Annotated in this window: 18 protein-coding genes; 8 read left to right on the top strand and 10 right to left on the bottom strand. The window is 72.3% G+C overall.

Translation table 11 applies throughout. From position 1 onward, the window contains the following. Positions 1 to 48 precede the first annotated feature (48 nt). Both ABFX81_RS06830 and qcrB read left to right on the top strand, forming a co-directional pair. Positions 49 to 981: a sigma-70 family RNA polymerase sigma factor gene (locus ABFX81_RS06830; protein WP_086851801.1), complete on the top strand. Its 933-nt coding sequence runs from the start codon at positions 49 to 51 to the stop codon at positions 979 to 981. After that, positions 978 to 2459: a cytochrome bc1 complex cytochrome b subunit gene (qcrB, locus tag ABFX81_RS06825; protein ID WP_086851799.1), complete on the top strand. Its 1482-nt coding sequence runs from the start codon at positions 978 to 980 to the stop codon at positions 2457 to 2459. The genes ABFX81_RS06830 and qcrB overlap by 4 nt, the downstream gene beginning before the upstream one ends. Here qcrB and ABFX81_RS06820 read toward each other — a convergent pair. The 3 genes from ABFX81_RS06820 to ABFX81_RS06810 form a co-directional block, all read right to left on the bottom strand. Next, positions 2419 to 3210 carry an alpha/beta fold hydrolase gene (locus ABFX81_RS06820; RefSeq protein WP_086851797.1) on the bottom strand — a complete coding sequence of 264 codons (792 nt, stop codon included), beginning with the start codon at positions 3208 to 3210 and terminating at the stop codon, positions 2419 to 2421. The two genes, qcrB and ABFX81_RS06820, sit on opposite strands and share 41 nt — an antisense overlap. 76 nt (positions 3211 to 3286) lie before the next feature. After that, positions 3287 to 5530 (bottom strand): glycoside hydrolase family 9 protein, encoded by a 2244-nt coding sequence (locus tag ABFX81_RS06815; protein ID WP_086851795.1) that lies wholly within the window; start codon positions 5528 to 5530, stop codon positions 3287 to 3289. Positions 5531 to 5684: 154 nt separating this feature from the next. Beyond that, complete coding sequence (locus ABFX81_RS06810) at positions 5685 to 8780, bottom strand: glycoside hydrolase family 2 TIM barrel-domain containing protein (RefSeq protein WP_086851793.1); 3096 nt, start codon at positions 8778 to 8780, stop codon at positions 5685 to 5687. A gap of 257 nt (positions 8781 to 9037) precedes the next feature. On the opposite strand from ABFX81_RS06810, the gene ABFX81_RS06805 reads away from it, so the two are divergent. Together ABFX81_RS06805 and ABFX81_RS06800 are read left to right on the top strand one after the other, a co-directional pair. Beyond that, on the top strand, positions 9038 to 11428 hold the full coding sequence (locus ABFX81_RS06805) for a SpoIIE family protein phosphatase (protein ID WP_086851791.1): 2391 nt from the start codon (positions 9038 to 9040) through the stop codon (positions 11426 to 11428). A 98-nt stretch (positions 11429 to 11526) separates the two neighbouring features. Further along, complete coding sequence (locus ABFX81_RS06800) at positions 11527 to 12753, top strand: SLC13 family permease (protein ID WP_346137744.1); 1227 nt, start codon at positions 11527 to 11529, stop codon at positions 12751 to 12753. Positions 12754 to 12765: 12 nt separating this feature from the next. Here ABFX81_RS06800 and ABFX81_RS06795 read toward each other — a convergent pair whose 3' ends face one another. Together ABFX81_RS06795 and ABFX81_RS06790 are read right to left on the bottom strand one after the other, a co-directional pair. Continuing rightward, positions 12766 to 14859: a ricin-type beta-trefoil lectin domain protein gene (locus ABFX81_RS06795; RefSeq protein ID WP_346137743.1), complete on the bottom strand. Its 2094-nt coding sequence runs from the start codon at positions 14857 to 14859 to the stop codon at positions 12766 to 12768. Between the two features lie 379 nt (positions 14860 to 15238). Beyond that, on the bottom strand, positions 15239 to 16171 hold the full coding sequence (locus ABFX81_RS06790; RefSeq protein WP_346137742.1) for a helix-turn-helix domain-containing protein: 933 nt from the start codon (positions 16169 to 16171) through the stop codon (positions 15239 to 15241). 63 nt (positions 16172 to 16234) lie between these two features. Here ABFX81_RS06790 and ABFX81_RS06785 point away from each other — a divergent pair, with 63 nt between their 5' ends. Further along, positions 16235 to 17074 (top strand): phytanoyl-CoA dioxygenase family protein, encoded by an 840-nt coding sequence (locus ABFX81_RS06785; RefSeq protein ID WP_086854834.1) that lies wholly within the window; start codon positions 16235 to 16237, stop codon positions 17072 to 17074. An 83-nt stretch (positions 17075 to 17157) separates the two neighbouring features. On the opposite strand, the gene ABFX81_RS06780 is transcribed toward ABFX81_RS06785, so the two are convergent. From ABFX81_RS06780 to ABFX81_RS06770, 3 genes are all read right to left on the bottom strand, one after another. Then, complete coding sequence (locus ABFX81_RS06780) at positions 17158 to 18126, bottom strand: aldo/keto reductase (protein ID WP_086854835.1); 969 nt, start codon at positions 18124 to 18126, stop codon at positions 17158 to 17160. A 100-nt stretch (positions 18127 to 18226) separates the two neighbouring features. Then, entirely contained in the window at positions 18227 to 18763 is a 537-nt protein-coding gene (locus tag ABFX81_RS06775; protein ID WP_086854836.1) for a flavoprotein, read from the bottom strand. 28 nt (positions 18764 to 18791) lie between these two features. Further along, positions 18792 to 19250 (bottom strand): DUF1348 family protein, encoded by a 459-nt coding sequence (locus ABFX81_RS06770; RefSeq protein WP_086854837.1) that lies wholly within the window; start codon positions 19248 to 19250, stop codon positions 18792 to 18794. 94 nt (positions 19251 to 19344) lie between these two features. Here ABFX81_RS06770 and ABFX81_RS06765 point away from each other — a divergent pair, with 94 nt between their 5' ends. Then, positions 19345 to 19896: a TetR family transcriptional regulator gene (locus tag ABFX81_RS06765; protein ID WP_086854838.1), complete on the top strand. Its 552-nt coding sequence runs from the start codon at positions 19345 to 19347 to the stop codon at positions 19894 to 19896. A 7-nt stretch (positions 19897 to 19903) separates the two neighbouring features. Here ABFX81_RS06765 and ABFX81_RS06760 read toward each other — a convergent pair whose 3' ends face one another. Continuing rightward, positions 19904 to 20104, bottom strand: coding sequence for a ferredoxin (locus ABFX81_RS06760; RefSeq protein WP_086854839.1), 201 nt, complete (start codon positions 20102 to 20104; stop codon positions 19904 to 19906). A 12-nt stretch (positions 20105 to 20116) separates the two neighbouring features. Further along, the gene (locus ABFX81_RS06755) at positions 20117 to 21313 is read right to left on the bottom strand and encodes a cytochrome P450 (RefSeq protein WP_086854840.1); all 1197 of its coding nucleotides are present in this window, start codon (positions 21311 to 21313) and stop codon (positions 20117 to 20119) included. A gap of 349 nt (positions 21314 to 21662) precedes the next feature. Here ABFX81_RS06755 and ABFX81_RS06750 point away from each other — a divergent pair, with 349 nt between their 5' ends. Further along, complete coding sequence (locus tag ABFX81_RS06750) at positions 21663 to 22295, top strand: LysE family transporter (RefSeq protein ID WP_086854841.1); 633 nt, start codon at positions 21663 to 21665, stop codon at positions 22293 to 22295. Positions 22296 to 22398: 103 nt separating this feature from the next. Further along, positions 22399 to 22848, top strand: a complete 450-nt coding sequence (locus tag ABFX81_RS06745) for a nitroreductase/quinone reductase family protein (RefSeq protein WP_086854842.1) — start codon at positions 22399 to 22401, stop codon at positions 22846 to 22848. Positions 22849 to 23087: the final 239 nt, after the last annotated feature.

The following is a 23087-nucleotide window of genomic DNA, read 5'->3' as shown; positions in this document are numbered from 1 at the left end:
GCTCCCGAGCGGCTCGCAGTAGTGACCACGTCTTTGGGAGGACCACGCATGACCGAGATCCCCGTACCCGGCACCGCAGCCCCGATCGACGAGGCGACCGGGGTGTTCGTGGACCATCGCGAGCTGCTGTTCGGCGTCGTCTACAACATGCTCGGCAGCGTGGCCGACACCGAGGACGTCCTCCAGGACACATGGCTGTCCTGGACGGCCCGCGGCAAGGGCTCTCCCCTGGCCGGCGTCGACAATCCCCGGGCCTATCTGGTCCGGGTGGCGGTCAACCACGCGCTGCGGCGCCGGGCCGTGATCAGCCGCAGGCAGGAGACGTACGTGGGTTCCTGGCTGCCCGAGCCGCTGGTCGCCGACGAGGGCGCCGACACCGCCGACGGCCCGGCCCTGCGCTCCGAGTCGGTGTCCCTGGCCATGCTGGTGGTCCTGGAGTCGCTGACCCCGCTGGAACGGGCCGTGTTCGTCCTGGGCGAGGTGTTCGGCTACCCGCACGCCGAGATAGCCGGGATCATCGACCGCTCCCCCGCCGCCGTACGGCAGTTGGCGCACCGGGCCCGGGAGCACGTGAACGCGCGACGGCCGCGGTACGAGGCGCATCCGCGGGTGCGGCGGGAGGCGACCGAACGGTTCGTGCGGGCGGCGCTCGGCGGTGACATCGCCGAGCTGATGGAGGTCCTCGCGCCGGACGTCACGGCGTGGACGGACGCCGGCGGCAAGCGCAAGCCGGCGAGCCTGCGCCCGGTGCACGGCCGGGACAAGGTGGCCCGCCTGCTCACGTCCGGACGGGGCGGCCCGAGCAACCCGGTCTTCCGCTACCGGCGGGTCAACGGCGACGACGCGGCGGTGCTGTTCGACGGCGACGCGCCGTTCGCCGTCCTGGTGCTGGACCTCACCCCGGAGGGCGACCGGGTGCGGGGCATCTACGTCGTGGCCAACCCGGACAAGCTCGCCCACCTGCCCAGGGAGGCGGCGTGAGCGCCGGACGCGGCGAGCGTCTCGCCGACTGGTTCGACGGCCGGCTGGGCACCCACACGCTCGGCAGGAAGTACCTGCGCAAGGTGTTCCCCGACCACTGGTCCTTCCTGCTCGGCGAGATCTGCCTGTACAGCTTCGTGGTGCTGGTCCTCACCGGCGTGTATCTGACGCTGTTCTTCCATCCGTCGATGAACGAGGTGACCTACCAGGGGAGTTACACACCGCTGAACGGCGTGCGGATGTCCGAGGCGTACGCCTCGACGCTGGACATCAGCTTCGACGTGCGCGGCGGGCTGCTGATCCGGCAGCTCCACCACTGGGCGGCGCTGGTCTTCGTCGCCGGGATGCTGACGCACATGATGCGGCACTTCTTCACCGGCTCGTTCCGCAAGCCGCGGGAGGTCAACTGGCTGTTCGGCTGGCTGCTGCTCTTCCTCGGCCTGTTCGAGGGCCTGTTCGGCTACTCGCTGCCGGACGACCTGCTGTCGGGCACGGGCCTGAGGTTCGTGCACGGCGCGCTGCTGTCGGTGCCGATCGTGGGGACGTACCTGGCGATGTTCCTGTTCGGCGGCGAGTTCCCGGGCGACGACATCGTGGCCCGCTTCTACTCGCTGCACGTCCTGCTGATCCCCGGGGTCATGGCGGCACTGATCGTCGTCCACGTGCTGCTGGTCGTGTACCACAAGCACACCCAGTTCGCGGGCCCCGGGCGCACCGAACGCAATGTCGTGGGCGCGCCCTTCATGCCGGTGTACCTCGCGAAGGCGGGCGGCTTCTTCTTCCTGGTGTTCGGGGTGCTCGCGCTGATGGCGGCGGTGGCGACGATCAACCCGGTGTGGTCGTACGGCCCCTACCGCGCCGACCAGGTGTCCACGGGCGCCCAGCCGGACTGGTACCTCGGCTTCGCCGAGGGGCTGGTGCGGATCATGCCCGGCTGGGAGATCACACTGTGGGGCCACACGCTGGTGCTGGGCGTGTTCATCCCGATCGTGGTGTTCCCGCTGCTGCTGCTCTTCATCGGCGTCTACCCGTTCCTGGAGGCCAGGGTCACCGGCGACCGGCACGAGCACCATCTGCTGGACCGGCCCCGCAACCGCCCGGTCCGCACGGCGATCGGGGCGGCCTGGATCAGCCTCTACCTGGTGCTGCTGGCGGGCGGCGGGAACGACATCGTGGCGACCCGCTTCCACCTGTCGATCAACACGGTGACCTGGGCGGTGCGGATCGCGATGTTCGTCGTCCCGGCGGTCGTCTTCGTCGTCACCCGGCGGATCTGTCTGGGGCTACAGCTCCGCGACCGGGAGCTGGTGCTGCACGGCCGGGAGACCGGCGTGATCAAGCGGCTGCCGCACGGCGAGTACGTCGAGGTGCACGAGCCGCTCGACCAGGCCCGGCTGCACACCCTGACCGCCCATGAGCGGCCCGGGGAACTCGTGGCTAAGAGCGGGCGCGACAGAACTCCCGGACAGTCCGGTTGAACGGCTCCGGGGCCTCGATGTTGCTGAGGTGCCCGGTGCCGGGCAGCACGACCAGGGTGGCCTCGGGGATCGCCTCCAGGAGGGGACGGGCGACGAGGTCCACCGGCGAGCGTGCGTCGAGCTCGCCCCACAGCAGCAGGGTCGGGGCCGTGATCTTGGGCAGCAGGTCGCGCTGGTCGGCCCCGGCCATGATGGTGAGCTGCGTCCGCATGCTCCGGGGCCGGGTGTCGGCGGACATCACGGACAGCAGGCGGACGGCTTCGGCCGGTGGCCGCCCGGCGAACAGGCCGGGCACGGTCGGTGCGAACTCCTCGTCCGGGACCGCGAGCATCCGCTCCGCCCCCTCGACCCGCTTGCGTACCTCCGCCGCGGGCAACGAGCCCTTCCAGCCGGCGTAGGTGTCGACGAGGAGCAGCGTCCGGACGAGCTCGGCGTGGTGCCGGTAGAGCTCCAGCACCACCGTCCCGCCCCACGACAGGCCGAGGACGTGCGCCGGACCGAGGTCCACGTCCTCGATGACGGCCGCCAGGCAGCGGGCGTAGTCCGCGAGGACGTAGGAGGGCGGTACGTCGGAGGAGCGGCCGGCTCCGGGCTCGTCCCAGGCGACGACGGTGAACTCGTCAGCCAGGTCCGCGAGCTGCGGACGCCACAGGCGGGCGTCGGTGGTGGCGCCGTGCGCGAGCACCAGGGGCGGGCCCTGGCCCACCCGGTCGTAGGCGACCTCGATGCCGTCTACCCGCACCGCGTGCATGACACCAGGCTACGCGCGGGTGCCAGAGGCGTCCTGTCGGCGGACGCTCCCGGCACCCGGCGCGCCGGGGCGGTCCCTATCCCTGGTCCGCCACGAAGGCGGCCATGCGTGTCAGGGCGGCGTTCCAGTTGATCGTGTGCTCGTTGGTCGACCAGGACTGGATGTCGTCGATGTAGCAGAACTGGCCGACGCAGCCCTGGAGTTTGCTCTGTGCGTAGGGGTCCTGGATGCTCGAGTTCGGTCCGCCCGCGAGGGTGCCCTTCGGCGGGTTCGGCTGGTTCGGGTCGAGCTGGCGGGCGTACCAGCGGCTGTGCTGGTTCTGGGCGCTGACCTCGCCGTAGCCGGTGACGTAGGAGATGTTCAGGGCGTTGCGGCCCAGGATGTAGTCCATGCTCTGGAGCGCGCCGTCCCGGTACTTCGAGGCGCCGGTGATGTCGTAGGCGGTGGCGAGGACGACGGCGTTGTTGAGGATCTGGTGGCTGGAGCCCCAGTCGTACTTGTTGCCGTCGGGGGCGTACGGCATGCCGTAGGGGTGTGCCTTCAGCGTGGCCAGGTAGCGGTCGGCGCCCTTGACGACGGACTGGCGGACCTTGTCCCGGCCGGGCAGCCTGTTCGGCACCGTGGCGAGGTCGAGCCGTCCCGCCGCGCCCGTGCGGGCCCAGTCGAAGCCGATGGGGGCGAAGATGTCGGCCGTGTGGACCGGCGACTCCAGGACGTACTCCTGGAACCGCTTCTCGCCCGTGGTGAGGTACAGCTCGGCCGCCGCCCAGTAGAAGTCGTCGGTGACGTCGCTGTCGGCGTAGGCGCCGCCGCCTATGCCGTCGCTCTCGGAGGCGTAGCGGTCGGGGTGGGCGAGCGCCGCCGACCAGGCCTTGCGGGCGGCTGCCAGGGCCCTGTCGGCGAACGCCTTGTCGTACGGCCGGTAGAGGCGGGCCGCCTGTGCGGCCGTGGCCGCGAGGTTCAGGGTGGCCGCGGTGGACGGCGGGTGCAGTTCGCGCTTCTGCGGGTCGTCACTGGGCAGCAGCGGCAGTCCGGTCCACTGCTCGTCGTGCATCTTGTGGTGGGCCATGCCGGCCAGCGGCTTGCCGTCGGGCACCTGCATCCTGAGCAGGAACTCCAGCTCCCAGCGAGCCTCGTCGAGGATGTCGGGGACCTTGTTGCCGCTCTCGGGGATGGCGAGCGTGCCGTCGCCGAGCTTGCCGGCATCGCCGGTGCGGGCGTGCAGCGCGCGTTCGTGGGTGCTCAGCACCTCCCAGGTGGAGATGCCTCCGTTGACGACGTACTTGCCGTGGTCGCCGGCGTCGTACCAGCCGCCGCTGACGTCGAGGGTGTAGTCGCAGACGCCGGGCTGGCACGGGACGTCGGTGTCGCCCTTGTTGGGGGCCACGCCCACGTGACCGGCCGGGCGGCCGTAGCCGGGCCGCAGGTCCTCGCGTATCTCGATGCCGCTGCGCTGGGTGTAGTAGTACTTCGCCGAGTCCAGCCGGAGCCGCTCGTAGGCGCTCGCGTCGATGTCGAAGGGGCGGCTGGTCTCGCCGTCGGCGACCAGCGTGAGGCCCGTGCCCTTCTTGCGGTACGCGCCGAAGTCGATCGAGTGGACGTTCTGCCCGGAGGAGGCGTCGACGCCGCGAGGCAGGGTCGTGCCCCGCGCGACCGTCTTCCCGCCGGAGGTCTTCAGCTCCCAGGGCAGTTTCGCCGTGGCGTCGGTGACCAGGGTGGCGTTCTTCGGCCCGGCGGGCAGATAGGCGACCTGGTTGACGCGGACCCGGGGCCCGGTGTCGGGCTCGTACGGCTCCGGCGCCACCCCGCCGAGCAGCGAGACGTCGTCCATGCAGAAGCGCCACGCATCCGCGCTGCCGCCGAGCTGGAAGCCGACCTGGCCCTGGGTGGTGTCGACGGGCGAGGTGAAGGTGTAGGAGTAGGTGTCGCCGGAGACGCTGAGCTGCGGTGTCACCTCGTGGTAGGTGTCGTACGGCGACACGGACAGGCCCACGATCGCCCGCACCACGTGCCCGGCGGGCGTGCCGGTCGCGCTGAAGGAAAAGCGGTAGGACTCCCCCTTCACGAGGGTGATGTCGTTCTGCCCGACGGCGGCGTCCCAGCGGTTGGTCGTGCCGCCGGGGACGTCGGCGCAGAGCCGGCCGTCGGACAGACCCGCGGTGACGTTGCTGGTCGCCCACCACGGGTCCATGGTCGTGTCGAAGGTGCCGTTCCTGACCTGCTCGGTCTCTTCGGCCCCGGCCGGTGCGGTGGGCAGCGCGGTGAGCGCGGTCGCCAGCAGGGCCGTCAGGGACAGCAGGGCGGTTCTGCGTCGTTTCACGTCCGGGCTCCTCTGGAGAGGTGCGGGTGGCGCTCGGCGTGGGAGCGCTCCCAGATGTGGATGCCCGCCATGGTTGTTGCTGATGTGACGCCTCGTCAACGGTCCGGACAGGACTGGCTGTTCGCCGCCCGTCCGGACCGTCGTGCCCGAGGGGTCAGGCGGCCGGGGTCTCCAGCCGGCTGATGCGGAGGGCGCCCCGGGCCTCGTCGGGGTGGCGGCTCGTCATCGTGAGCCGGATCCGGGAGCCGCGGACGGCCTTGAAGGTGATCACCGTCGGGGTGTCGGAGGCGGTGGCCCAGTCGATCGCCGTGTCCTCCACGGCCCGCCACGCGCGCCCGTCCCACACCGCCACCTCGACGGCCGCGGGCAGGCTGTGCGTGGCGTCCACCGTGAAGGAGACGTCCACCCGGTCGAAGCCGCGGGTGCGCCCGTGGTCGACCGTGACCCAGTCCTCGGTGCGCGCGCCGTCGAAGGCCGGCAGCAGGGCCGTGGCCTGCTTGTAGAAGCCGTTGGACCAGCCGGTGGCCGGGTCGCCGTCGAGCATGGCGGCGGGCAGCGTGTCCGGGCGGCCGGAGTAACCGGCGTCCGCGTGCGGGTAATCGACGGGCGCCGGGGGCGCCGGCCGGAAGGCGGGCGGGGCGGTCTCGGCCCGGTCCCCCGCCCGGGTGGCGCGTACGGTCGCCGTGCCGGTGCGCAGGCCGTCGGCACGGGCGGTCACCCTCAGCGTGCCCGTCTTCGTTCCGGAGCGGACGATGGCGAGGGCCTTGCCGTGGAAGGCGGTGCGGGTGCTCGCCTGGTAGCGCTCGGCGCTCTCCTGGCGGCCGTTGTCGAGCCCGGCGAGCGAGCCTCCCGCCACCCCGAAGGAGAGCAGGTGCTCCGCGTCCGGCACCACCACACCGCGCCGGTCGACCACCTCGGCGGTCACGAAGACCAGTGAACGCCCGTCGGCGGCCAGGGACTTGCGGTCCGGCGTCAGGCGTATCGCGTGCGGGGCGCCGGCGGTGCGCAGCACGTCGGTGGCGACCACCTTGCCGTCCCGCCGCGCGACCGCCTTCAGTTCGCCCGGCACGTAAGGCACCTTCCAGGTCAGGTGGAGCTTGCCGGCGCTGCCGTTCGGGCTGGTGTAGCTGCCGGGGTAGGGGCCGTCGGTGAAGGTCTTGTCGTCGCCGGTCGCCTCGGTCGTCTCCAGGTACGTGCGGCCGTCGACGGTCTTCTTGGTGTCGAACCGCCGTACGCCCAGGGACTTTCCGTTGAGGAACAGCTCGACGGTGTCGACGTTCGAGTACGCCCAGACCTCGACCGTGTCGCCCTCGGCGTGGTTCCAGGTCATCGGCAGCAGGTGGACCATCGGCTTCTCGGTCCACTGGCTCCGGAACAGGTAGTACATGTCCTTGGGGAAGCCCGCGGTGTCGACCGCGCCGAAGAAGGACGCCTTGACCGGGAAGACGTCGTACGGCGTGGGCTCGCCGATGTAGTCGATGCCCGACCACAGGAACTGCCCGGTGAACCACTTGCGGTCCCGGTCCTTCTTGTGGCCGTACTCGCCGCTCATGGTCCAGGAGGCGAGGTTGTTGTCGTAGGAGGAGGTCCCGCGCCGTCCGGGCGTGTGATTCTCGCCGGTGTTGAGGTGTTCGGGCTCCTGGTACTCGCCCCGGGTCGAGGTCTCCGAGGAGGACTCGGACTCGAAGAGGAAGAGGTGCGGGTAGGCCGCGTGCAATTGGTCCACCGACTTGGCGGTGTTGTAGTTGAGGCCGAGGCCGTCCAGCTTGGCCAGCATCAGGTCGGCCGCGGAGCCCTTGGCGGGGAGGCGGCGGTACTTGTCGGAGCCTATGACCAGCGGGCGGGTGTCGTCGGCGGCCCTGATCGCGGCGATGATCCGGTCGGCCATGGCGAGACCGGCGGTGGAGGTGGAGTCGGGGACCTCGTTGCCGATGGACCACATCAGCACGGCGGGCGAGTTGCGGGCCGCCAGCACCATCTCGGTGGCGTCCTTCTCGCACCACTCGTCGAAGAACCGGCCGTAGTCGTACCGGTTCTTCCCGGTGCGCCAGCAGTCGAACGCCTCCACCAGCATGACGACGCCCAGCTCCTCGCAGACCTGGATCACCTCGGGCGCGGGCGGGTTGTGGGAGGTGCGCAGGGCGTTGACGCCCATGGACCGCATGATCTCCATCTGGCGGCGGACGGCGTCGATGCTGACCGCGGCGCCGAGCGCGCCCAGGTCGTGGTGGAGGTCGACGCCCTTGAGCTTGTGGTGGGTGCCGTTGAGGAAGAAGCCCTCGTCCGGGTCGAAGCGGAAGGTGCGGAAGCCGAAGGGCGTGCGGCAGGTGTCGGTGGTCCTGCCGCCGACGCGCAGTTCGGTGTGCAGGGTGTAGCGGTGCGGGGCCGCGATGTCCCACAACTCGGGGCGCCGGACCGTGAGTTCGTGGGTCTCGGTCCTCTCGCCGGTGACGGCGGTCGTGGAGGAGGTACGGGCGACCGTCCGGCCCTTCGGGTCGACGATCCGGGAGACGACCTCGACGTCGGCGCCCGCGCCCGACGCATTGACGACCGACGTGTCGACCCGTACGACGGCCCGTTCGGCGGAGATCTCGGGCGTGGTGACGCGGGTGCCCCAGCGGGCCACGTGCACCGGCTCGGTGATCACCAGGCGGGCCTCGCGGTAGATGCCGCTGCCCGAGTACCAGCGGCTGCTGGGGAGCCGGTTCTGGACCTTGACCGCGAGCACGTTCTCGGTGGTGCCGTCGGTGTGCACCAGGTCGGTGAGGTCGAGCGCGAAGCCGGTGTAGCCGTAGGGGTGGCGGCCGGCCTCCTTGCCGTTGCAGTAGACGGAGGAGTCCATGTAGACGCCGTCGAACTCCACCGAGATCCGCTTGCCGGCGAGGGCGGGCGGCAGCGTGAAGGCGAGGCGGTACCAGCCGAGGCCGCCGGGGAGGAAGCCGGTGCCGCTGGTGGTGCCGTGCTCGGTGGTGGGTGTCTGCTCGATGCTCCAGTCGTGCGGGACGGCGACCTCGCGCCAGCCGGAGTCGTCGTGCCCGGGAAGGTGGGCATCGGCGTAGGCGCCGGTCGGGTCGGTGATCCCGCCCGGGTTGACCAGCGCGAAGCGCCAGCCGTCGCGCAGGGCGACGGTGCGGCGGCCGGACGCGCCGCGCACCTCCTCGGCGGCCCACGCCTCCGGGGCGCCCAGCAGTGTTCCGGCCGCGGGCGCGGCGGCGGAGGCGAGCAGGACCGATCTGCGCGTGACCGACATGGCGGCTCTCTCTCATTAGGGACCAGAAGTACTCACAACTCATCGCGAACAAACAGATTCTGTCGAGGTGTCACACACGGCCGTCAAGAGTGCGGGAGCGCCGTTCTGCCCCAGTGGTCACATCGGCCGGAAATGCGCCTTGACCGCGCGCTGCCGGGCGGCCCGGGGGTTACCGGTCCACGTCGGGCGCCCACGGACTAGTCTGGAACTCAAGCGACCTCTCTGATCACTGTGAGTGTCCGTATGGAGTGGCGACGATGAGTCCGGACGAGCCGTTCGACGATGGCGTGGCCGCCCGTGCCGTCATCGCCGCCGACGGCACGCTCACCGAGTGGAGCGAGGGCGCACGCCGGCTGCTGGGCCACCCGGCCGCCGAGGTCCTGGGCCGTCCGGCCATCGAGCTGCTGGCCGACGGAGCGGAACCGCCGCCCGTGCCGGAGGACGCCCGCTGGAGCGGGACGGTCACGCTGCGTCACCGCGACGGGCACGCGGTCTCCGCGTGGGTGGTCGCCCACCGCAGACCGCCCGACGGCCCGGAGACGGCCGAGTGGCTCGCCGTGTCCCCGCCGGAGGCCCCCGTCCGGGAGCTGCCGGACGACCCGCTGGTGCGGGCGGCCCTGACGCAGTCGCCCTGCGCCACCATGATCTTCGACGAGCGGCTGCGGCTGCGCGGCGTCAACGACGCCATGGCGGCCCTCGTCGGGCTGCCGGCCGACCGGCTGCGGGGCCTGCGGCCCACCGACATCGGCAGCCGGCCGCAGAACGCGGAGCTCGAGGAATATCTGCGCCGCGTGCTGAGCACCGGCGAGCGGCAGGACATGCAGACGTACATGAAGGCCAGCGGGGAGAGCCGGGGGGCTCACGCCTGGCTGGCCCGGCTCGCACCGCTCACCGACGACTCGGGGCAGGTGCGGGGCGTATGCGTGACCGCCCACGACTTCACCGACCAGTACCGGTCAAGGGAGCGGCTCCAGCTGGTCAACGAGGCGAGCGTGCGCATCGGCACCACCCTCGACGTCACCCGTACGGCCCAGGAGCTGGCGGACGTGTGCGTCCCGGCGCTCGCCGACTTCGTCAGCGTCGACCTGCTCGACGTGCGGGAGCACGGCGGCGAGTCCGCCGGCCCGCCGACCCCGCCGGTGAGCCTGCGCCGGGCCGCCCACCAGTCGGTCAACTCGGGCAGCCCCGAGGCCGTGGCCAAGCCGGGCCAGGTGGACGTCTATCCGGAGGGCTCCCCGCAGGCCGCCTCGCTCCTCGCGGGTCAGGCCGTCGTGGCCTCCGGAGCGGACGGCGGCGACCTCGAGAAGTGGCTGGCCTGGGACCCGGTCCGGTTCCGGCGGATCCGCGAGTACGGCATCCACTCCACGATGTCCGTGCCGCTCCAGGCCAGGGGCACGACCCTCGGGGTCGCGGTGTTCACCCGCTTCCGGCGCCCGGAGCCCTTCACCGCCGACGACGTGCTGCTGGCCGAGGAGGTCACGGCCCGGGCCGCCGTCTGCATCGACAACGCCCGCCGCTACTCCCGCGAGCGCGAGACGACGCTCACCCTGCAACGCAGCCTGCTGCCCCGCACGCTGCCGCGCACCGCGGCGGTGGAGGCGGCCTCCCGCTACCTTCCCGCCACCCGCTCCGGCGTGGGCGGCGACTGGTTCGACGTGATCCCGCTGTCCGGGATGCGCGTCGCGATGGTCGTCGGCGACGTCGTCGGCCACGGCATCCAGGCCTCGGCCACCATGGGCCGGCTGCGCACCGCCGTCCGCACCCTCGCCGACATCGACCTGGCCCCCGACGAGCTGCTGACCCACCTCGACGACCTCGTCGTGCGCCTGTCCCAGGAGTCCGGCGGCGACGCCGGCACCGGGGAGGTGGGCGCGACCTGCCTGTACGCGGTCTACGACCCCGTGTCGCGACGCTGCACCCTGGCCCGGGCCGGGCACCCACTGCCTCTCGTGGTCCCGCCCGACGGCCCGGCCCGGCAGCTCGACCTGCCCTCGGGGCCCCCGCTGGGGGTCGGAGGGCTGCCGTTCGAGTCCGCCGAGGTGGAGCTGCGGGAGGGCAGCGTCCTGTCGTTCCACACGGACGGGCTGCTCGCGAACCGCGAGCGGGACGTCGACGCCGGCCAGCGGATGCTCCGCGAGGCACTGTCGGCTCCCTCCGACTCCCTGGACGAGACCTGCGACCGCGTGCTGCACGCCCTGCTCCCGCCGGGCGGCTCCGCCGACGACGTGGCCCTGCTGCTGGCCCGCACCCGCGGTCTGCCGTCCTCCCAGGTGGCGACCTGGGACATCCCCGCCGATCCGGCACTGGTGGCGCCCATCCGCAAGCAGGTCGTCGACCAGCTCGACCGCTGGGGGCTGATCGAGGCCACGTTCACCGGCGAGCTGGTGGTGAGCGAGCTGGTCACCAACGCCATCCGCTACGGCGCCCCGCCCATCCGGCTGCGGCTGATCCATGACGCGTCCACGCTGATCTGCGAGGTGTCGGACACCAACCACACGGCCCCGCACCTGCGCCGTGCCAAGACCTGGGACGAGGGGGGCCGCGGCCTGCTCCTGGTCGCCCAGCTCACGCAGCGCTGGGGCAGCAGGCACACCACCGAGGGCAAGACGATCTGGGCGGAGCTGGAACTGCTCGACGACGGGATGTAAGGAGCTCTCTTACCAACCCTTGGTTTCATGGGCGGGCACGACCTGATCACGTCGCGGAGGACGCCGCCCTGAACACCCTGCTCGCCGAAGTCCTGTCCGTGGTGCTGCTGGCCGCCGTGCTCGTCTGGGCCGTGCTCCGTCCGCGAGGGCTGCCCGAGGCCGTCCTGGCGGTTCCGGCCGCCGGGCTCGCGGTCGCCGCCGGAGTGATCCCGCCGGACCACGTGTGGGAGGAGATCCAGCGGCTGGGGCCCGTGGTCGGCTTCCTCGCGGCCGTGCTGGTGCTGGCGCACTTCTGCGACGTCGAGGGGCTGTTCACGGCGTGCGGGGCGTGGACGGCCCGCTGGGCGGCGGGGCGTCCCGCGCGGTTGCTGACCGCGGTGTTCGCGCTGGCCTCCGTCATCACGGCCGTGCTCAGTCTGGACGCCACCGTCGTCCTGCTGACACCGGTGGTGCTCGTCACCGCCACCCGGATGGGCGTCCAGGCCCGGCCGCACCTCTACGCGTGCGCCCATCTGTCGAACACCGCCTCGCTGCTGCTGCCGGTCTCCAACCTGACCAACCTGCTGGCCTTCACGGCGAGCGGGCTGAGCTTCACCCGGTTCACGGCGCTGATGGCGCTGCCCTGGCTGGTGGCGATCGGCGCCGAGTACCTGGTGTTCCGGCGCTTCTTCGACGACGAACTGGCCGCTCCTCTCCCCTCCCCCGACCCCGCCGGGCCTCCCGTGCTGCCCCTGTTCGCCCTGATCACGGTGGGCTGCACGCTCGCCGGGTTCGTCGTGGCCTCCGCGCTCGGCATCGCGCCGGCGTGGGCCGCCCTGGCCGGTGCGCTCGTGCTGGCCGTGCGGGCGCTGCTGCGGCGGCGGGCCACCCCGCTGACGGTGGTGCGGTCCGCGGCCCCGGCCTTCCTGGCGTTCGTGCTGGCCCTCGGCGTCGTCGTGCGGGCGGTCGTCGACCAGGGGCTCGCCGACGCGCTCCACCGGGTGCTGCCCGGCGGATCGGGCCTGCTCACGCTGCTGGGCGTGGCCGCGCTGGCCGCCGTCCTGGCGAACCTCGTCAACAACCTGCCCGCGGTACTGGTGCTGCTGCCGCTGACCGCCGGAGCCGGTCCCGGTGCCGTGCTGGCGGTGCTGCTCGGCGTGAACATCGGCCCCAACCTGACCTACGCAGGATCCCTGGCGACCCTGCTGTGGCGGCGGATCGCGCAGCAGCACGGACACCGGGTCGGGCTCGGGGAGTTCACCCGGCTCGGACTGCTCACGGTGCCGGCCGCGCTGGTGCCGGCCGTGGTGGCGCTGTGGCTGTCGCTGCGCGTCGCCGGGGTCTGAGCGCGCGTCCGGTCAGCGGTGGCCACCACCGCCGTCACCGTAGCCGCCATAGCCGCCGTCACCGTAGCCGCCATAGCCGCCGTACCCGTAGCCGTAACCGGGGTAGCCGGAGCCCGGGTAGCCGTAGCCGGGATAGCCGTACCGGCCGTCTCCGTCGCAGGGATGGCCGTAGCGGTCGCAGGCCGAGTCGGTGGGGGCCGCGCTGGTCGGCGTCGGCCGCGGTGTCGCCGACGGGGTGGCGGGCGGGGTCGGTGTCGCCGTGGGCGTCTTCGAGGGAGTGGGGGTGGGGGTGGAACGCGGCACCGGGGCGGCGGCGTTCCAGTTGACGGCCTCCATCTGGAGATCCGCCTTGGAGGTGTCGATCGCCCAGCGCTGGACCTCCGCGTCGGCCCGGGCCTTGAGGACGAGGGCTCCCGAGCCGTCGGTCGCGGCCGGAGCCAGGGCGAGGTCCTGGTTCCAGCGGGGCACCAGGGCGCCCTGGAGGGTGAAGTCGTAGCGGATGTCCCTGGTGTCCGGCCGGGACGCTCCGGTGCACGGGGCCAGCCGCACCGAGTAGCCGAGGTGCGAGTCCAGGCACAGATCGGGGTCGGCGCCGTTGCGCAGCAGGCCGTCGGTCTCGTACGTCCACTGCTGGGCTGCGGCCGAGGAGCAGGCGGTGAGTTCGGCCTCCGCGTCCTCGACGGCCTTGTCGCCCTCGATGCCGACGCACAGTCCCGAGGCCACGTTGTGCAGCCGGCCGCGCAGGGCTCCCTTCTCGGCGTCGCCCGCCCCGACCCAGGACGAGTCGTTCGTCGACTCGCCGGCATCCGGGCCGGGCGTCTCGGAGGGCCGTCCCGTACCGGACTGCGGGGAGCCCTCGCCGGAGTTGCCCAGGGACCACAGGACCAGCGGGAGGACGACCAGGCCGCTGACGGTCAGGACGCTCACGCCGACGGTGCGGCGGCGGGAGGCGCGGCGGGCCGCCTTGTGAGCGGATCTGCGGGCCGCTGTGCGGTGGCCTTCGGGGCGCGGGCCAGGGGTGGTTCCACTGGCCGGTGGGGCGTCGGGCGGGGCGGGGAAGCCGTCGTGGGAGGGTGCCTGCGTCGCGTGCTCCGTCGCGGGGGCGGGTGGCGCGGCCGCCGTGCCGACCGGGTCGGTGAACGACTCCCCGACCATGCCCGCGAGGACGACGGGGTCGGGGAAGGCCTCTCCGGCCACATCGCCGGGGAGCTCCCTCTCCGCGGTGGCCGTCTTCGTGCCGGGCCGCGGGGCGCCGGTCACGTCGCTCTCCGCCGCGCCGCTCGGTCTGCTCTCCGCGTACTCTCGTCCGCCCCAGCCCAGCACGCCCTCCGCCAGGGCGAGACCGAGCCCGTGGTTGAACTGGTCGAGCTGGTCCGCGGCCGCTGCGCAGTGCCCGCAGCCCTGGATATGCGCGCGTAGATCGGGGTCGAGGTCGAGGGCGCCACGCCGGTACGTCACGTCGAGCAGCCGCAGATAGCGACGGCACTCCTCGTCGGGCGCGAGTTCGCGGTGCAGTTGGAGGCTTTCCTCGCGCAGCCGGTCCCGGGCCCGGCCCAGTTCGACGCGGGCGCCCTCCTCGTCCAGGCCGAGCAACCCGGCGGGGACGGAGAGCGGTTCGGCCTCGACCTCGACGTGCCACAGCAGGCAGCGCGCGGACTGGGGCAGCCGCTGGAAGGCACCGGACAGCAGGCGCCGGTGCTGCTGGGGCAGCAGCCGGGCGGCCACCCGCTCCCCCTCGCCGGCCCCGGACAGCAGTTCCGGGTGCAGCATGTCGCGTCTGTGGTCGGTGGCCCACTCGGCCGCGATGCGCCGTACGGTGACGAGCAGATGGGGCCGCCACGCGGAGGTGGGGCCGGTCTGGCGCAGGGTTTCGCCGAAGAGCCGGGTGAATGCGGCGGTGGTGAGTATTCCGGCGGAACGCGGGCCGTCGGTGCACAGCCGGGCGTAGGCGGAGGCCGCCTCCCAGTGCCGGTCCAGCAGTTCGCCGACGGGGTGAAGTGCGGGGGTCGCCCCCGTCCACTTCCTGAGCTCGGCGCTCAGTTGCTCGTCCGTCGCGCCGATCCTGCGGGCCGGACCCGGGGAATTCGACGGGCCTGCGTCGTTCACGGCTGCATTCCTCTCACGGACATGCGGAAGAAAGTCCATACCAAGGGGTATGTCGACCCGGTGGCTCGCGCACACGAAGAAAGGCGTGTGATCCGGACGCCGACAACGCACACCTTTGCACAGGTCAGCGACAGGGAACAAGGGATCTCACGGTTTCGTGCATTGCGTACGCGGCCAGGGCTTTTTGACAAAGTGTCAACGTGCGGCGCGAAAGGGATTTCCGGGCTGTCCCCTCTGTTTTTCGCGGTGTGTTTTCGCCCGGTCCCGGGCGTCGCCCGGAAACCATTGAACTGCCGCCCGCACAGCAGCTCACACCCTCGGGCCTTCCCGGCATGCCCCTTTCCAGGCCTCCTCTCGGAACCAATGACCATACCGCCGCTCAGCCCCGCCAACCGCCGTGCACCGCGTTCCGGTACGCCCCGGGAGGTGTCCCGTAGCGCTCACGGAAGACGCGATTGAAGTGGAACGGGCTGGCGAAACCCGAGGCCGCGGCGACGCGTTCCACCGGCAGATCGGTGCCCTCCAGCAGCCGGGCGGCGTGCCGCAGTCGCGCCTCGCGCAGGGCGCGCATGGGCGACCGGCCGAGCTGGCGGCTGAACAGATGGGCGAAGCGGGACGGCGACAGGGAGACCTGCTCGGCCAGCGAGCGGACGGTGTGCGGGGCGCCGGGGTCGGCGTCGATCAGCTCCTGCGCCCGTTGGATCCGTGCGTCGAGCCCGGGACGGGGTACCGCCGGGCGGGCACCGGTGGCGGTGAGGAGGACGATCTCCTCCAGTGCGCACAGGGCCAGTTCACGGGCGGCGCTGCCGTGTGCGACGGCGATCTGCCCGTCCGGGGCCACCGCGTCGGGCGGTGCCCCGGCGCCGGGGCGGCGGGCATCGGCGTGCATCCGCCGGAACGCCGCCTCGACACGGCCGTGCACTCCGGCCGGGGCGGACGTGACCACGTACACCCCGTCACCGGCTTCGTACGGCCGTAGCCATCCGGCCCACGACGGGCGGGCCTGGCAGTGCGCCCACCAGAACCGCCAGTGCCGGGCGCCGGGCCCGACCGCGTAACCGTGCGGGACACCCGGGGCGAGCACCACCAGCCGGCCCGGGCCGGCCGAGGTCTCCACGCCGCCCTGCCAGAGCCGTCCGCGGCCTGCCGTGGTCCAGGTGAACAGCCAGCTCGCGGAGCCCCGCGGCCGGTTGACGACGTATCCGGGCGGCTGGTCGAAGTGGCCGAGCACGACCAGGCCGGGCGGTGGTGCGGGGTCCCCCTCGTACCCGTGCTCAGCAGTGCCGGGCAATCCGTCAGCACGCACGGGCATCCTCCTCGACGGCTCGGTGGCCTAGCGTGTCGTGCCGGGGACACCTGACCGAGGAGTGCGCTGATGACAGTCACGGGCAATGGCGCCGCCGGCGCTCCCATCCTGGACCCCGCGGCGCTCCGGCGGTACCGGGAGCGTTTCGAGGAGGACGGTTTCACGGTCGTGCGCGGGCTCTTCGGGGCCGACGAGACCGAGCGGCTGTGCGACGAGTTCTCGGCGCTGCGTGCGGCCGGCCCGGTCCCCGGGCACTTCGAGCCGCGCTCGTCCGGGCCGGGCGCCGATCCGCTGCACGTCTGGCCGCGGGTGATGCACCCGCACGAGATCAGCGACCTCGCTCGCGACGTCCTGCTGGACGCCCGGCTGCGCACGGTTCTGGAGGTGCTGCTCGGGGAGGAGGCCCTCGCCGCGCAGAGCATGTTCTACTTCAAGCCGCCGAGGGCCCGGGGGCAGGCGCTGCACCAGGACAACTTCTACCTGCGGGTGGAGCCGGGCACCTGTGTGGCGGCGTGGCTGGCCTGCGAGGTGATCGACCGGGAGAACGGCGGGCTGGAGGTCGTGCCGGGCACGCACCGGATGGACCTGTTCTGCCCGGAGGAGGCGGACGCGGGGGTGTCCTTCGCCCGGGAGTACGTCCCGCCGCCGCCCGGGCTGGCGCCGGTTCCGGTGGACATGGAGCCGGGGGATGTTCTGTTCTTCAACGGCAGTCTGGTGCACGGGTCGCAGCCGAACCGTGCGGTGGATCGGTTCCGGCGGTCGTTCATCGGGCATTACGTGGGACGGTCGGCGGAGCGGATCGGGGGGTTCTACCGGACGTTGACGATGAACGGGGCGAGGGTGGAGTTGCCGGAGAGCGAGGGGGCGGGGCCCTGCGGGACGGAGTTCGCGCCGCAGGGGCCCCACTGAGTGCTCCGCGGGAGAGGCGGCAGTTCTGTCTGCGGCGCCGTTGTGGCTGATCGCGCCGTTCCCCGCGCCCCTATGGGCCGGTTTCAGTGACCGGCGATCGGATGCGGTGTGTAGGGCCGCTCCAATTCCTCGAGTTCCTTGTCGCTGAGCTCCAGCTCTACCGCCGCCACCGCGTCCTCCAGGTGCCGGGGCTTCGACGCTCCGACGATCGGTGCCGTCACCGTGTCCTGGTGCAGGAGCCAGGCGAGCGCGACCTGGGCACGGGGCACGCCGCGCTCCCCGGCGATGCGGGTGACCGCCTCGACGATGGTGCGGTCGCCCTCCTGGTACAGGTTGCCGCCGAAGGTGTCGGTGGCGCTGCGCTCGGTCGTGGTGTCCCAGTCGCGGGTGAGGCGGCCGCGGGCGAGCGGGCTCCAGGGCAGCACGCCGACGCCCTGGTCCGCGCACAGGGGCAGCATCTCGCGCTCCTCCTCGCGGTAGAGGAGGTTGTAGTGGTTCTGCATGGAGACGAAGCGGGTCCAGCCGTTCAGCCGGGCGGTGTACTGGGCCTTGGAGAACTGCCAGGCGTACATCGAACTCGCCCCGATGTAACGGACCTTGCCGGCCTTGACGACGTCGTGCAGGGCCTCCATCGTCTCCTCGACCGGGGTGTGCGGGTCGAAGCGGTGGATCTGGTAGAGGTCGACGTAGTCGGTGCCGAGCCGGGTGAGGCTCTGGTCGAGCTCGCTGAGGATCGCCTTGCGGGACAGTCCGCCGCCGTTGGGCCCGGGGCGCATCCGGCCGTGCACCTTCGTCGCGAGCACGATCTCGTCACGGCGGGCGAAGTCGCGCAGGGCCCGGCCGACGATCTCCTCGCTGGTGCCGTCGGAGTAGACGTTCGCCGTGTCGAAGAAGTTGATCCCCGCCTCGACCGCCTGCCGGATCAGCGGGCGCGAGGCCTCCTCGTCGAGGGTCCACTCGTGCCGGCCCCGGTCCGGCAGGCCGTAGGTCATGCACCCCAGACAGATCCGCGACACGTCCAGGCCCGTCGAACCGAGCTTCACGTACTGCATCGTTGCTGCTCCTGCCTTCGGGAGGTGTTCCAGACGGAGCGTACGTGCTCGCGTGCACTCGAAGACGTGCCCGGCCGCAGCGAGGGTCAGCGGCTGTCCGTCAGCCGCGTTCGACCAGCTCCAGCGCCCGTTCCCAGCCGAACTCCGGCCGTCCGCCGTCCTCGTCCGGCTCTCCGGCGTACGGCTGCCCGAACCGCACGCCCATCCCCCGCAGCCGTTCCAGACTGTCCCGGTAGGCGGGGTGGGAGGCCAGCGCGTCGGCCACGCACGGCAGGACGGCGATCGGCACACCGAGTCCCGCGGCCTCGCACAGGGTGCCCAGGGCGAGGGTGTCGGCGATGCCGACCGCCCACTTGTTGACGGTGTTGAAGGTGGCGGGCGCGACGACCACGGCGTCGGGTGCCGGGAACGGGCGCGGCTCACCCGGCGCGCGCCAGGCGGACCGGATCGGGCGGCCCGTCTGCGTCTCGACTGCCGCGGTGTCGAAGAAGCCGTTCATGGCGACGGGCGTCGCGATGACACCGACCTCCCAGTCGCGCTCCTGCGCTGCGGTGATCAGTTTGCTGACGTCCGCCGCGATACCGGCGGCGCAGACGACGACGTAGAGGAAGGGCTTCCGGGTGGGCTGTTCGGTCATCCCGGAAAGCCTAGTCACTCCGCCGGGCTCACCGGACGGGGAGCGTGGCTCCGCGCTCCGGCTCCGGTCGTGGGCCGAAGATGCGGCGCTCCCGCTCCTCGATCGGCACGTCGTTGATGCTCGCCTCGCGGCGGGTCATCAGGCCGTGCTCGTCGAACTCCCACAGTTCGTTGCCATAGGAGCGCCACCACCGGCCGTCGGCGTCCCGGCACTCGTACTGGAAGCGGACGGCGATGCGGTTGCCGTCGAAGGCCCACAGGTCCTTGCGCAGCGCGTACTCCTGCTCGCGCTCCCACTTCCGGGTCAGGAACTCGGCGATCTCGGCGCGGCCGGTGACGAAGGTGTCGCGGTTGCGCCAGACGGAGTCCTCCGAGTAGGCGAGGGCGACCTTGTGCGGATCGCGGGTGTTCCAGGCGTCCTCGGCGGCCTGGACCTTCTGCGCGGCGGTGTCCCGGGTGAAGGGCGGCAGCGGCGGGCGGCCGGTCATGGGTCCTCCCCTGATCGACAGTGGAGAACGAGCGTTCTCCGGGGTGCTGCTACGGTAGGAGAACGCTCGTTCTCGCGCCAAGGAGTGGTCGTACATGGACAGCGCAGTGGCCCGGGAGCGGGCGCTGGACGCCGCCGAGGAGCTGTTCTACGGGCGGGGCGTGCGGTCCGTCGGCATGGACGACGTCCGCGGCAGCTCCGGGGTCTCGCTCAAGCGGCTCTACCAGTTGTTCCCGGCGAAGGAGCAGCTGGTGGAGGCGTATCTGGAGCGGCGTGACGCGCGCTGGCGCGGGCAACTGGCCGAGTACGTCGAGCGGTACGGGGAGCCGCGGGAACGGATCCTGGCCGTGTTCGACTGGCTGGGCCGGTGGTTCGGCGAGCCGGACTTCCGGGGCTGTGCGTGGATCAACGCGTACGGGGAGCTCGGCGCGACGTCCGCGCGCGTGGCCGGCCAGGTGCGCGCCCACAAGCGGGCTTTCCGGGACTACCTCGCCTCACTGGTCGAAGCGGCAGGGCTGCCCGGCTCGCTGGCCGGGCAGCTGTTCCTGCTCGCCGAGGGTGCCATGGTCACGGCGGGTGTCACCAGGAGCGCCGAGCCCGCTGCCGAGGCGCGGGAGGCGGCCCGGCTGCTCCTGGAGGTCGCCTGATCCGGTGTCAGCCCACCGTCTCGGAGACGGTGATGGCGCTCACCGGGCACGCCCGGGCCGCCTCCCGTACCAGCGGGCTGCCGCTGCCGTCCTCCCGGCCCGGCAGCAGGGCGCTGTAGCCGTCGTCGTCCTGGGTGAACACGTCCGGGGCGGTCAGGGCGCACTGGCCCGCGCCGATGCAGACGTCCTTGTCGATGTCGATGTGCATGACTGAAGCCTCTTACCAGGTCACGGGGAGTTCCAGCATCCCCTGGATCGTGTCGCCGGGTTTGAAGGGAATTTCCTCGGCGGGAGCGGCCAGGCGCAGCGTGGGCAGCCGGTGGAAGAGGGTGTGCAGGGCGATCTCCAGTTCGGCGCGGGCGAGGTTCTGGCCGAGGCACTGATGGATGCCGAAGCCGAAGGCGACGTGGTGCCGGGCCGGGCGGCTCCAGTCGAGCGTGTCCGGATCGGGGAAGACCGTCTCGTCGCGGTTGATGACAGAGGTCGCGAAGACCACGCCGTCCCCCTTGCGGATGGTCGTCCCGGCCACCTCGATGTCCTCGACGGCCAGGCGCAGCAGGCCGTCGGCGATCGACAGCATCCGCATCAGTTCCTCGACCGCGGCCGGCAGCAGCCCCGGGTCGGCGCGCAACTCGGCGAGCCGCTCGGGGTGCTGGAGCAGGGTGTAGGTGCCGAGCGAGATCATGTTGGCGGTCGTCTCGTGCCCCGCGACCAGCAGGATGAGCGCCAGGGCGATCAGGCCGTCGCGGTCGAGCGCGCCGTCGCGCAGCTGCCGGTGGACGAGGTCGTCCAGCAGGCCGGTGCCGGGGTCCTGCTGCTTGCGGTCGATCAGCTCGCCGAAGTACGCCTCCAGCCGGTCGCGGGCGTCCTCCACGTCGGCAGTCTCCGGGCCGCGCAGCAGCCGCCGTGACTGGGTCTCGAAGAAGTCGTGGTCGGCGTACGGGACGCCGAGCAGGGCGCAGATCACCATGGACGGCACGGGCAGCGCGAAGGTGGTCACCAGGTCCGCGGGCGGGCCCTGGGCGATCATCGCGTCGAGCCGCTCGTCGACGATCTGCTGGATGCGTGGCCGGAGTTCGACGGCCCGCTTGAGGGTGAAGTCGCCGACGACCATCCGCCGCTGGGTGCGGTGCTCGGGGTCGTCGACGCCCAGCAGGGCCGTTCTGCGGTTCTTGATACCGGCGAACCGCCGGGTCGGGGCGGGGAAGCCGGGCCGGCTGCGGTTGGAGGACAGGCGCGGGTCGGCGAGCAGCGCGCGGGCGGTCGCGTGCCCGCTGACCAGCCACGCCTCACGGCCGTCGAAGAGGGTGATGCGGGTCAGGGGGCGCTCACCGCGCAGCGGGTCGTAGGCGGCGGGCGGCTGATACGGGCAGGTCCGGCTCTGGGGGAAGGCGACGGGTGCGGTCGTTTCCGTCATGAAGACCTCGCAGACGAAGTGTGCGTCGTGCCGATCTTCATTAGATGCCTCGGGCATCTATGGGGCGACGCGAAGTTCGGCCAGATCGGCGCACGCCGCAACATGGCCGAGGAATGCCGCCTTCCAGTTCGAACGCCCGGCGTCGGGGGCCGGGTGAGAGGGCTTGGCCCTCGCCGGACGCCGGGGCGCGGCGGTGCCGGTTCGAAAACCGGTTGTCGGTGGGACGGGACTGGCCCCAGGATCCAGCCATGCCTACGTTCGCCGTCCTTCTGCCGCTGTCCGACGCCGCTCCTGCCGCGCGCCTCCAGCAGCGGTCCGGCCGCCGTGGAGGGCCTATGGCGCCGCGGTCATGACGGCCGCGCTCGTCGCGGGGCTGCTCGCCGGGTACGGCATCGCCGTCCCCGTCGGCGCGGTCGGGACGTACCTGGTCTCCCTCACCGCCCGCACGTCCCTGCGCACCGGTGTCTGTGCCGCGCTCGGCATCGCGACCGCCGACGGGCTGTACGCCCTCGCGGCCACGCTCGGGGGAACGGCCCTGGCCGGCGTGTTGCGGCCGGTGCTCGGGCCGCTGCGGTGGGTCTGTGTGCTGGTGCTGCTCGTGCTGGCGGTGTGGGGCGCGGTCACCGCCGTGCGCGAGTACCGCGGCCACCGGCTCGCCACGCGGACGGCCCCCGCTCCCCCGGGGCCCGGCCGGGCCTACCTGGGGCTGCTCGGCATCACCCTGCTCAACCCCACCACCGTGATCTACTTCGCGGCGCTCGTGATCGGCTCCCAGGCGACGGGCCCGGCCGGCCCGCTGGAGCAGGGCGTCTTCGTGCTCGCCGCCTTCGCCGCCTCCGCGAGCTGGCAGGTACTGCTCGCCGGGAGCGGGGCCCTGCTGGGGCGGGCGCTGACCGGTCACCGGGGCCGGCTGGGGACGGCGCTGGTGGCGAGCGGGGTCATGACGGTTCTGGCCGTGCGGATGGCGCTTGCGCCCGGGTGAGGTGCCCGGCCGGCTCGATGTGTCGCGGTGCGGATGATTCGGAGGCGTACCGGTGTTGAATGCGGGTGCCAGTCAGCCGTGACGCGACGATGGGACGGATGCCATGCCTCTCGACGGCGAGTACGAACCCAGCCCGACGCAGTGGGTGCGCAAGCAGGTGGAACTGTACGAGAGCTCCGGCGGCACGGAGGGGACGACGCTCCAGGGCTCGAAGATGCCGGTGGTCGTCCTGACCTCACGGGGTGTCAGGAGCGGCAAGCTGCGCAAGACACCGGTGATGCGGGTGGAGCACGAGGGGCGTTACGCCGCGGTCGCCTCGCTCGGTGGCGCGCCCAAGCACCCGGTCTGGTACTTCAACATCAAGGCCGATCCGCACGTGGAGCTCCAGGACGGTCCGCTCAAGCAGGACATGATCGCCCGCGAGGTCACGGGCCAGGAGAAGGCCGACTGGTGGGAACGCGCCGTCGCGGCGTATCCGGCCTACGCCGACTACCAGAAGAAGACGGACCGGGAGATTCCGGTGTTCGTGCTGGAGCCGACTGACGGCGGGTGAGTCCCCGGGGCTCCGGGCGCGCCCCGGGGTGAATCCGGCCGGGCGGAGGTCGCCCTTCGGGCAGGCCGCCGGGCGGAGGTCGCCCCTCGGGCAGGCCGCCGGGCAGAGGTCGCCCCTCGGGCAGGCCGCCGGGCAGAGGTCGCCCCTCGGGCAGGCCGCCGGGCAGAGGTCGCCCCTCGGGCAGGCCGCCGGGCAGAGGTCGCCCCTCGGGCAGGCCGCCGGGCAGAGGTCGCCCCTCG

This window comes from Streptomyces coeruleofuscus (genome assembly GCF_039532725.1).
Lineage (GTDB): Bacteria > Actinomycetota > Actinomycetes > Streptomycetales > Streptomycetaceae > Streptomyces > Streptomyces coeruleofuscus.
The sequence above is the reverse complement of the archived record's forward strand: the minus strand, read 5'-3'. Positions and strand labels throughout refer to the sequence as shown.

What these genes read in the sequence shown, in the direction of transcription:
- ABFX81_RS06830 (WP_086851801.1), top strand. Translation starts at nt 49, where the DNA reads ATGACCGAGATCCCCGTACCCGGCACCGCAGCCCCGATCGACGAGGCG.
- ABFX81_RS06820 (WP_086851797.1), bottom strand. Translation starts at nt 3,210, where the DNA reads ATGCACGCGGTGCGGGTAGACGGCATCGAGGTCGCCTACGACCGGGTG.
- ABFX81_RS06810 (WP_086851793.1), bottom strand. Translation starts at nt 8,780, where the DNA reads ATGTCGGTCACGCGCAGATCGGTCCTGCTCGCCTCCGCCGCCGCGCCC.
- ABFX81_RS06805 (WP_086851791.1), top strand. Translation starts at nt 9,038, where the DNA reads ATGAGTCCGGACGAGCCGTTCGACGATGGCGTGGCCGCCCGTGCCGTC.
- ABFX81_RS06790 (WP_346137742.1), bottom strand. Translation starts at nt 16,171, where the DNA reads ATGCCCGTGCGTGCTGACGGATTGCCCGGCACTGCTGAGCACGGGTAC.
- ABFX81_RS06785 (WP_086854834.1), top strand. Translation starts at nt 16,235, where the DNA reads ATGACAGTCACGGGCAATGGCGCCGCCGGCGCTCCCATCCTGGACCCC.
- ABFX81_RS06780 (WP_086854835.1), bottom strand. Translation starts at nt 18,126, where the DNA reads ATGCAGTACGTGAAGCTCGGTTCGACGGGCCTGGACGTGTCGCGGATC.
- ABFX81_RS06775 (WP_086854836.1), bottom strand. Translation starts at nt 18,763, where the DNA reads ATGACCGAACAGCCCACCCGGAAGCCCTTCCTCTACGTCGTCGTCTGC.
- ABFX81_RS06770 (WP_086854837.1), bottom strand. Translation starts at nt 19,250, where the DNA reads ATGACCGGCCGCCCGCCGCTGCCGCCCTTCACCCGGGACACCGCCGCG.
- ABFX81_RS06765 (WP_086854838.1), top strand. Translation starts at nt 19,345, where the DNA reads ATGGACAGCGCAGTGGCCCGGGAGCGGGCGCTGGACGCCGCCGAGGAG.
- ABFX81_RS06760 (WP_086854839.1), bottom strand. Translation starts at nt 20,104, where the DNA reads ATGCACATCGACATCGACAAGGACGTCTGCATCGGCGCGGGCCAGTGC.
- ABFX81_RS06755 (WP_086854840.1), bottom strand. Translation starts at nt 21,313, where the DNA reads ATGACGGAAACGACCGCACCCGTCGCCTTCCCCCAGAGCCGGACCTGC.
- ABFX81_RS06750 (WP_086854841.1), top strand. Translation starts at nt 21,663, where the DNA reads ATGACGGCCGCGCTCGTCGCGGGGCTGCTCGCCGGGTACGGCATCGCC.
- ABFX81_RS06745 (WP_086854842.1), top strand. Translation starts at nt 22,399, where the DNA reads ATGCCTCTCGACGGCGAGTACGAACCCAGCCCGACGCAGTGGGTGCGC.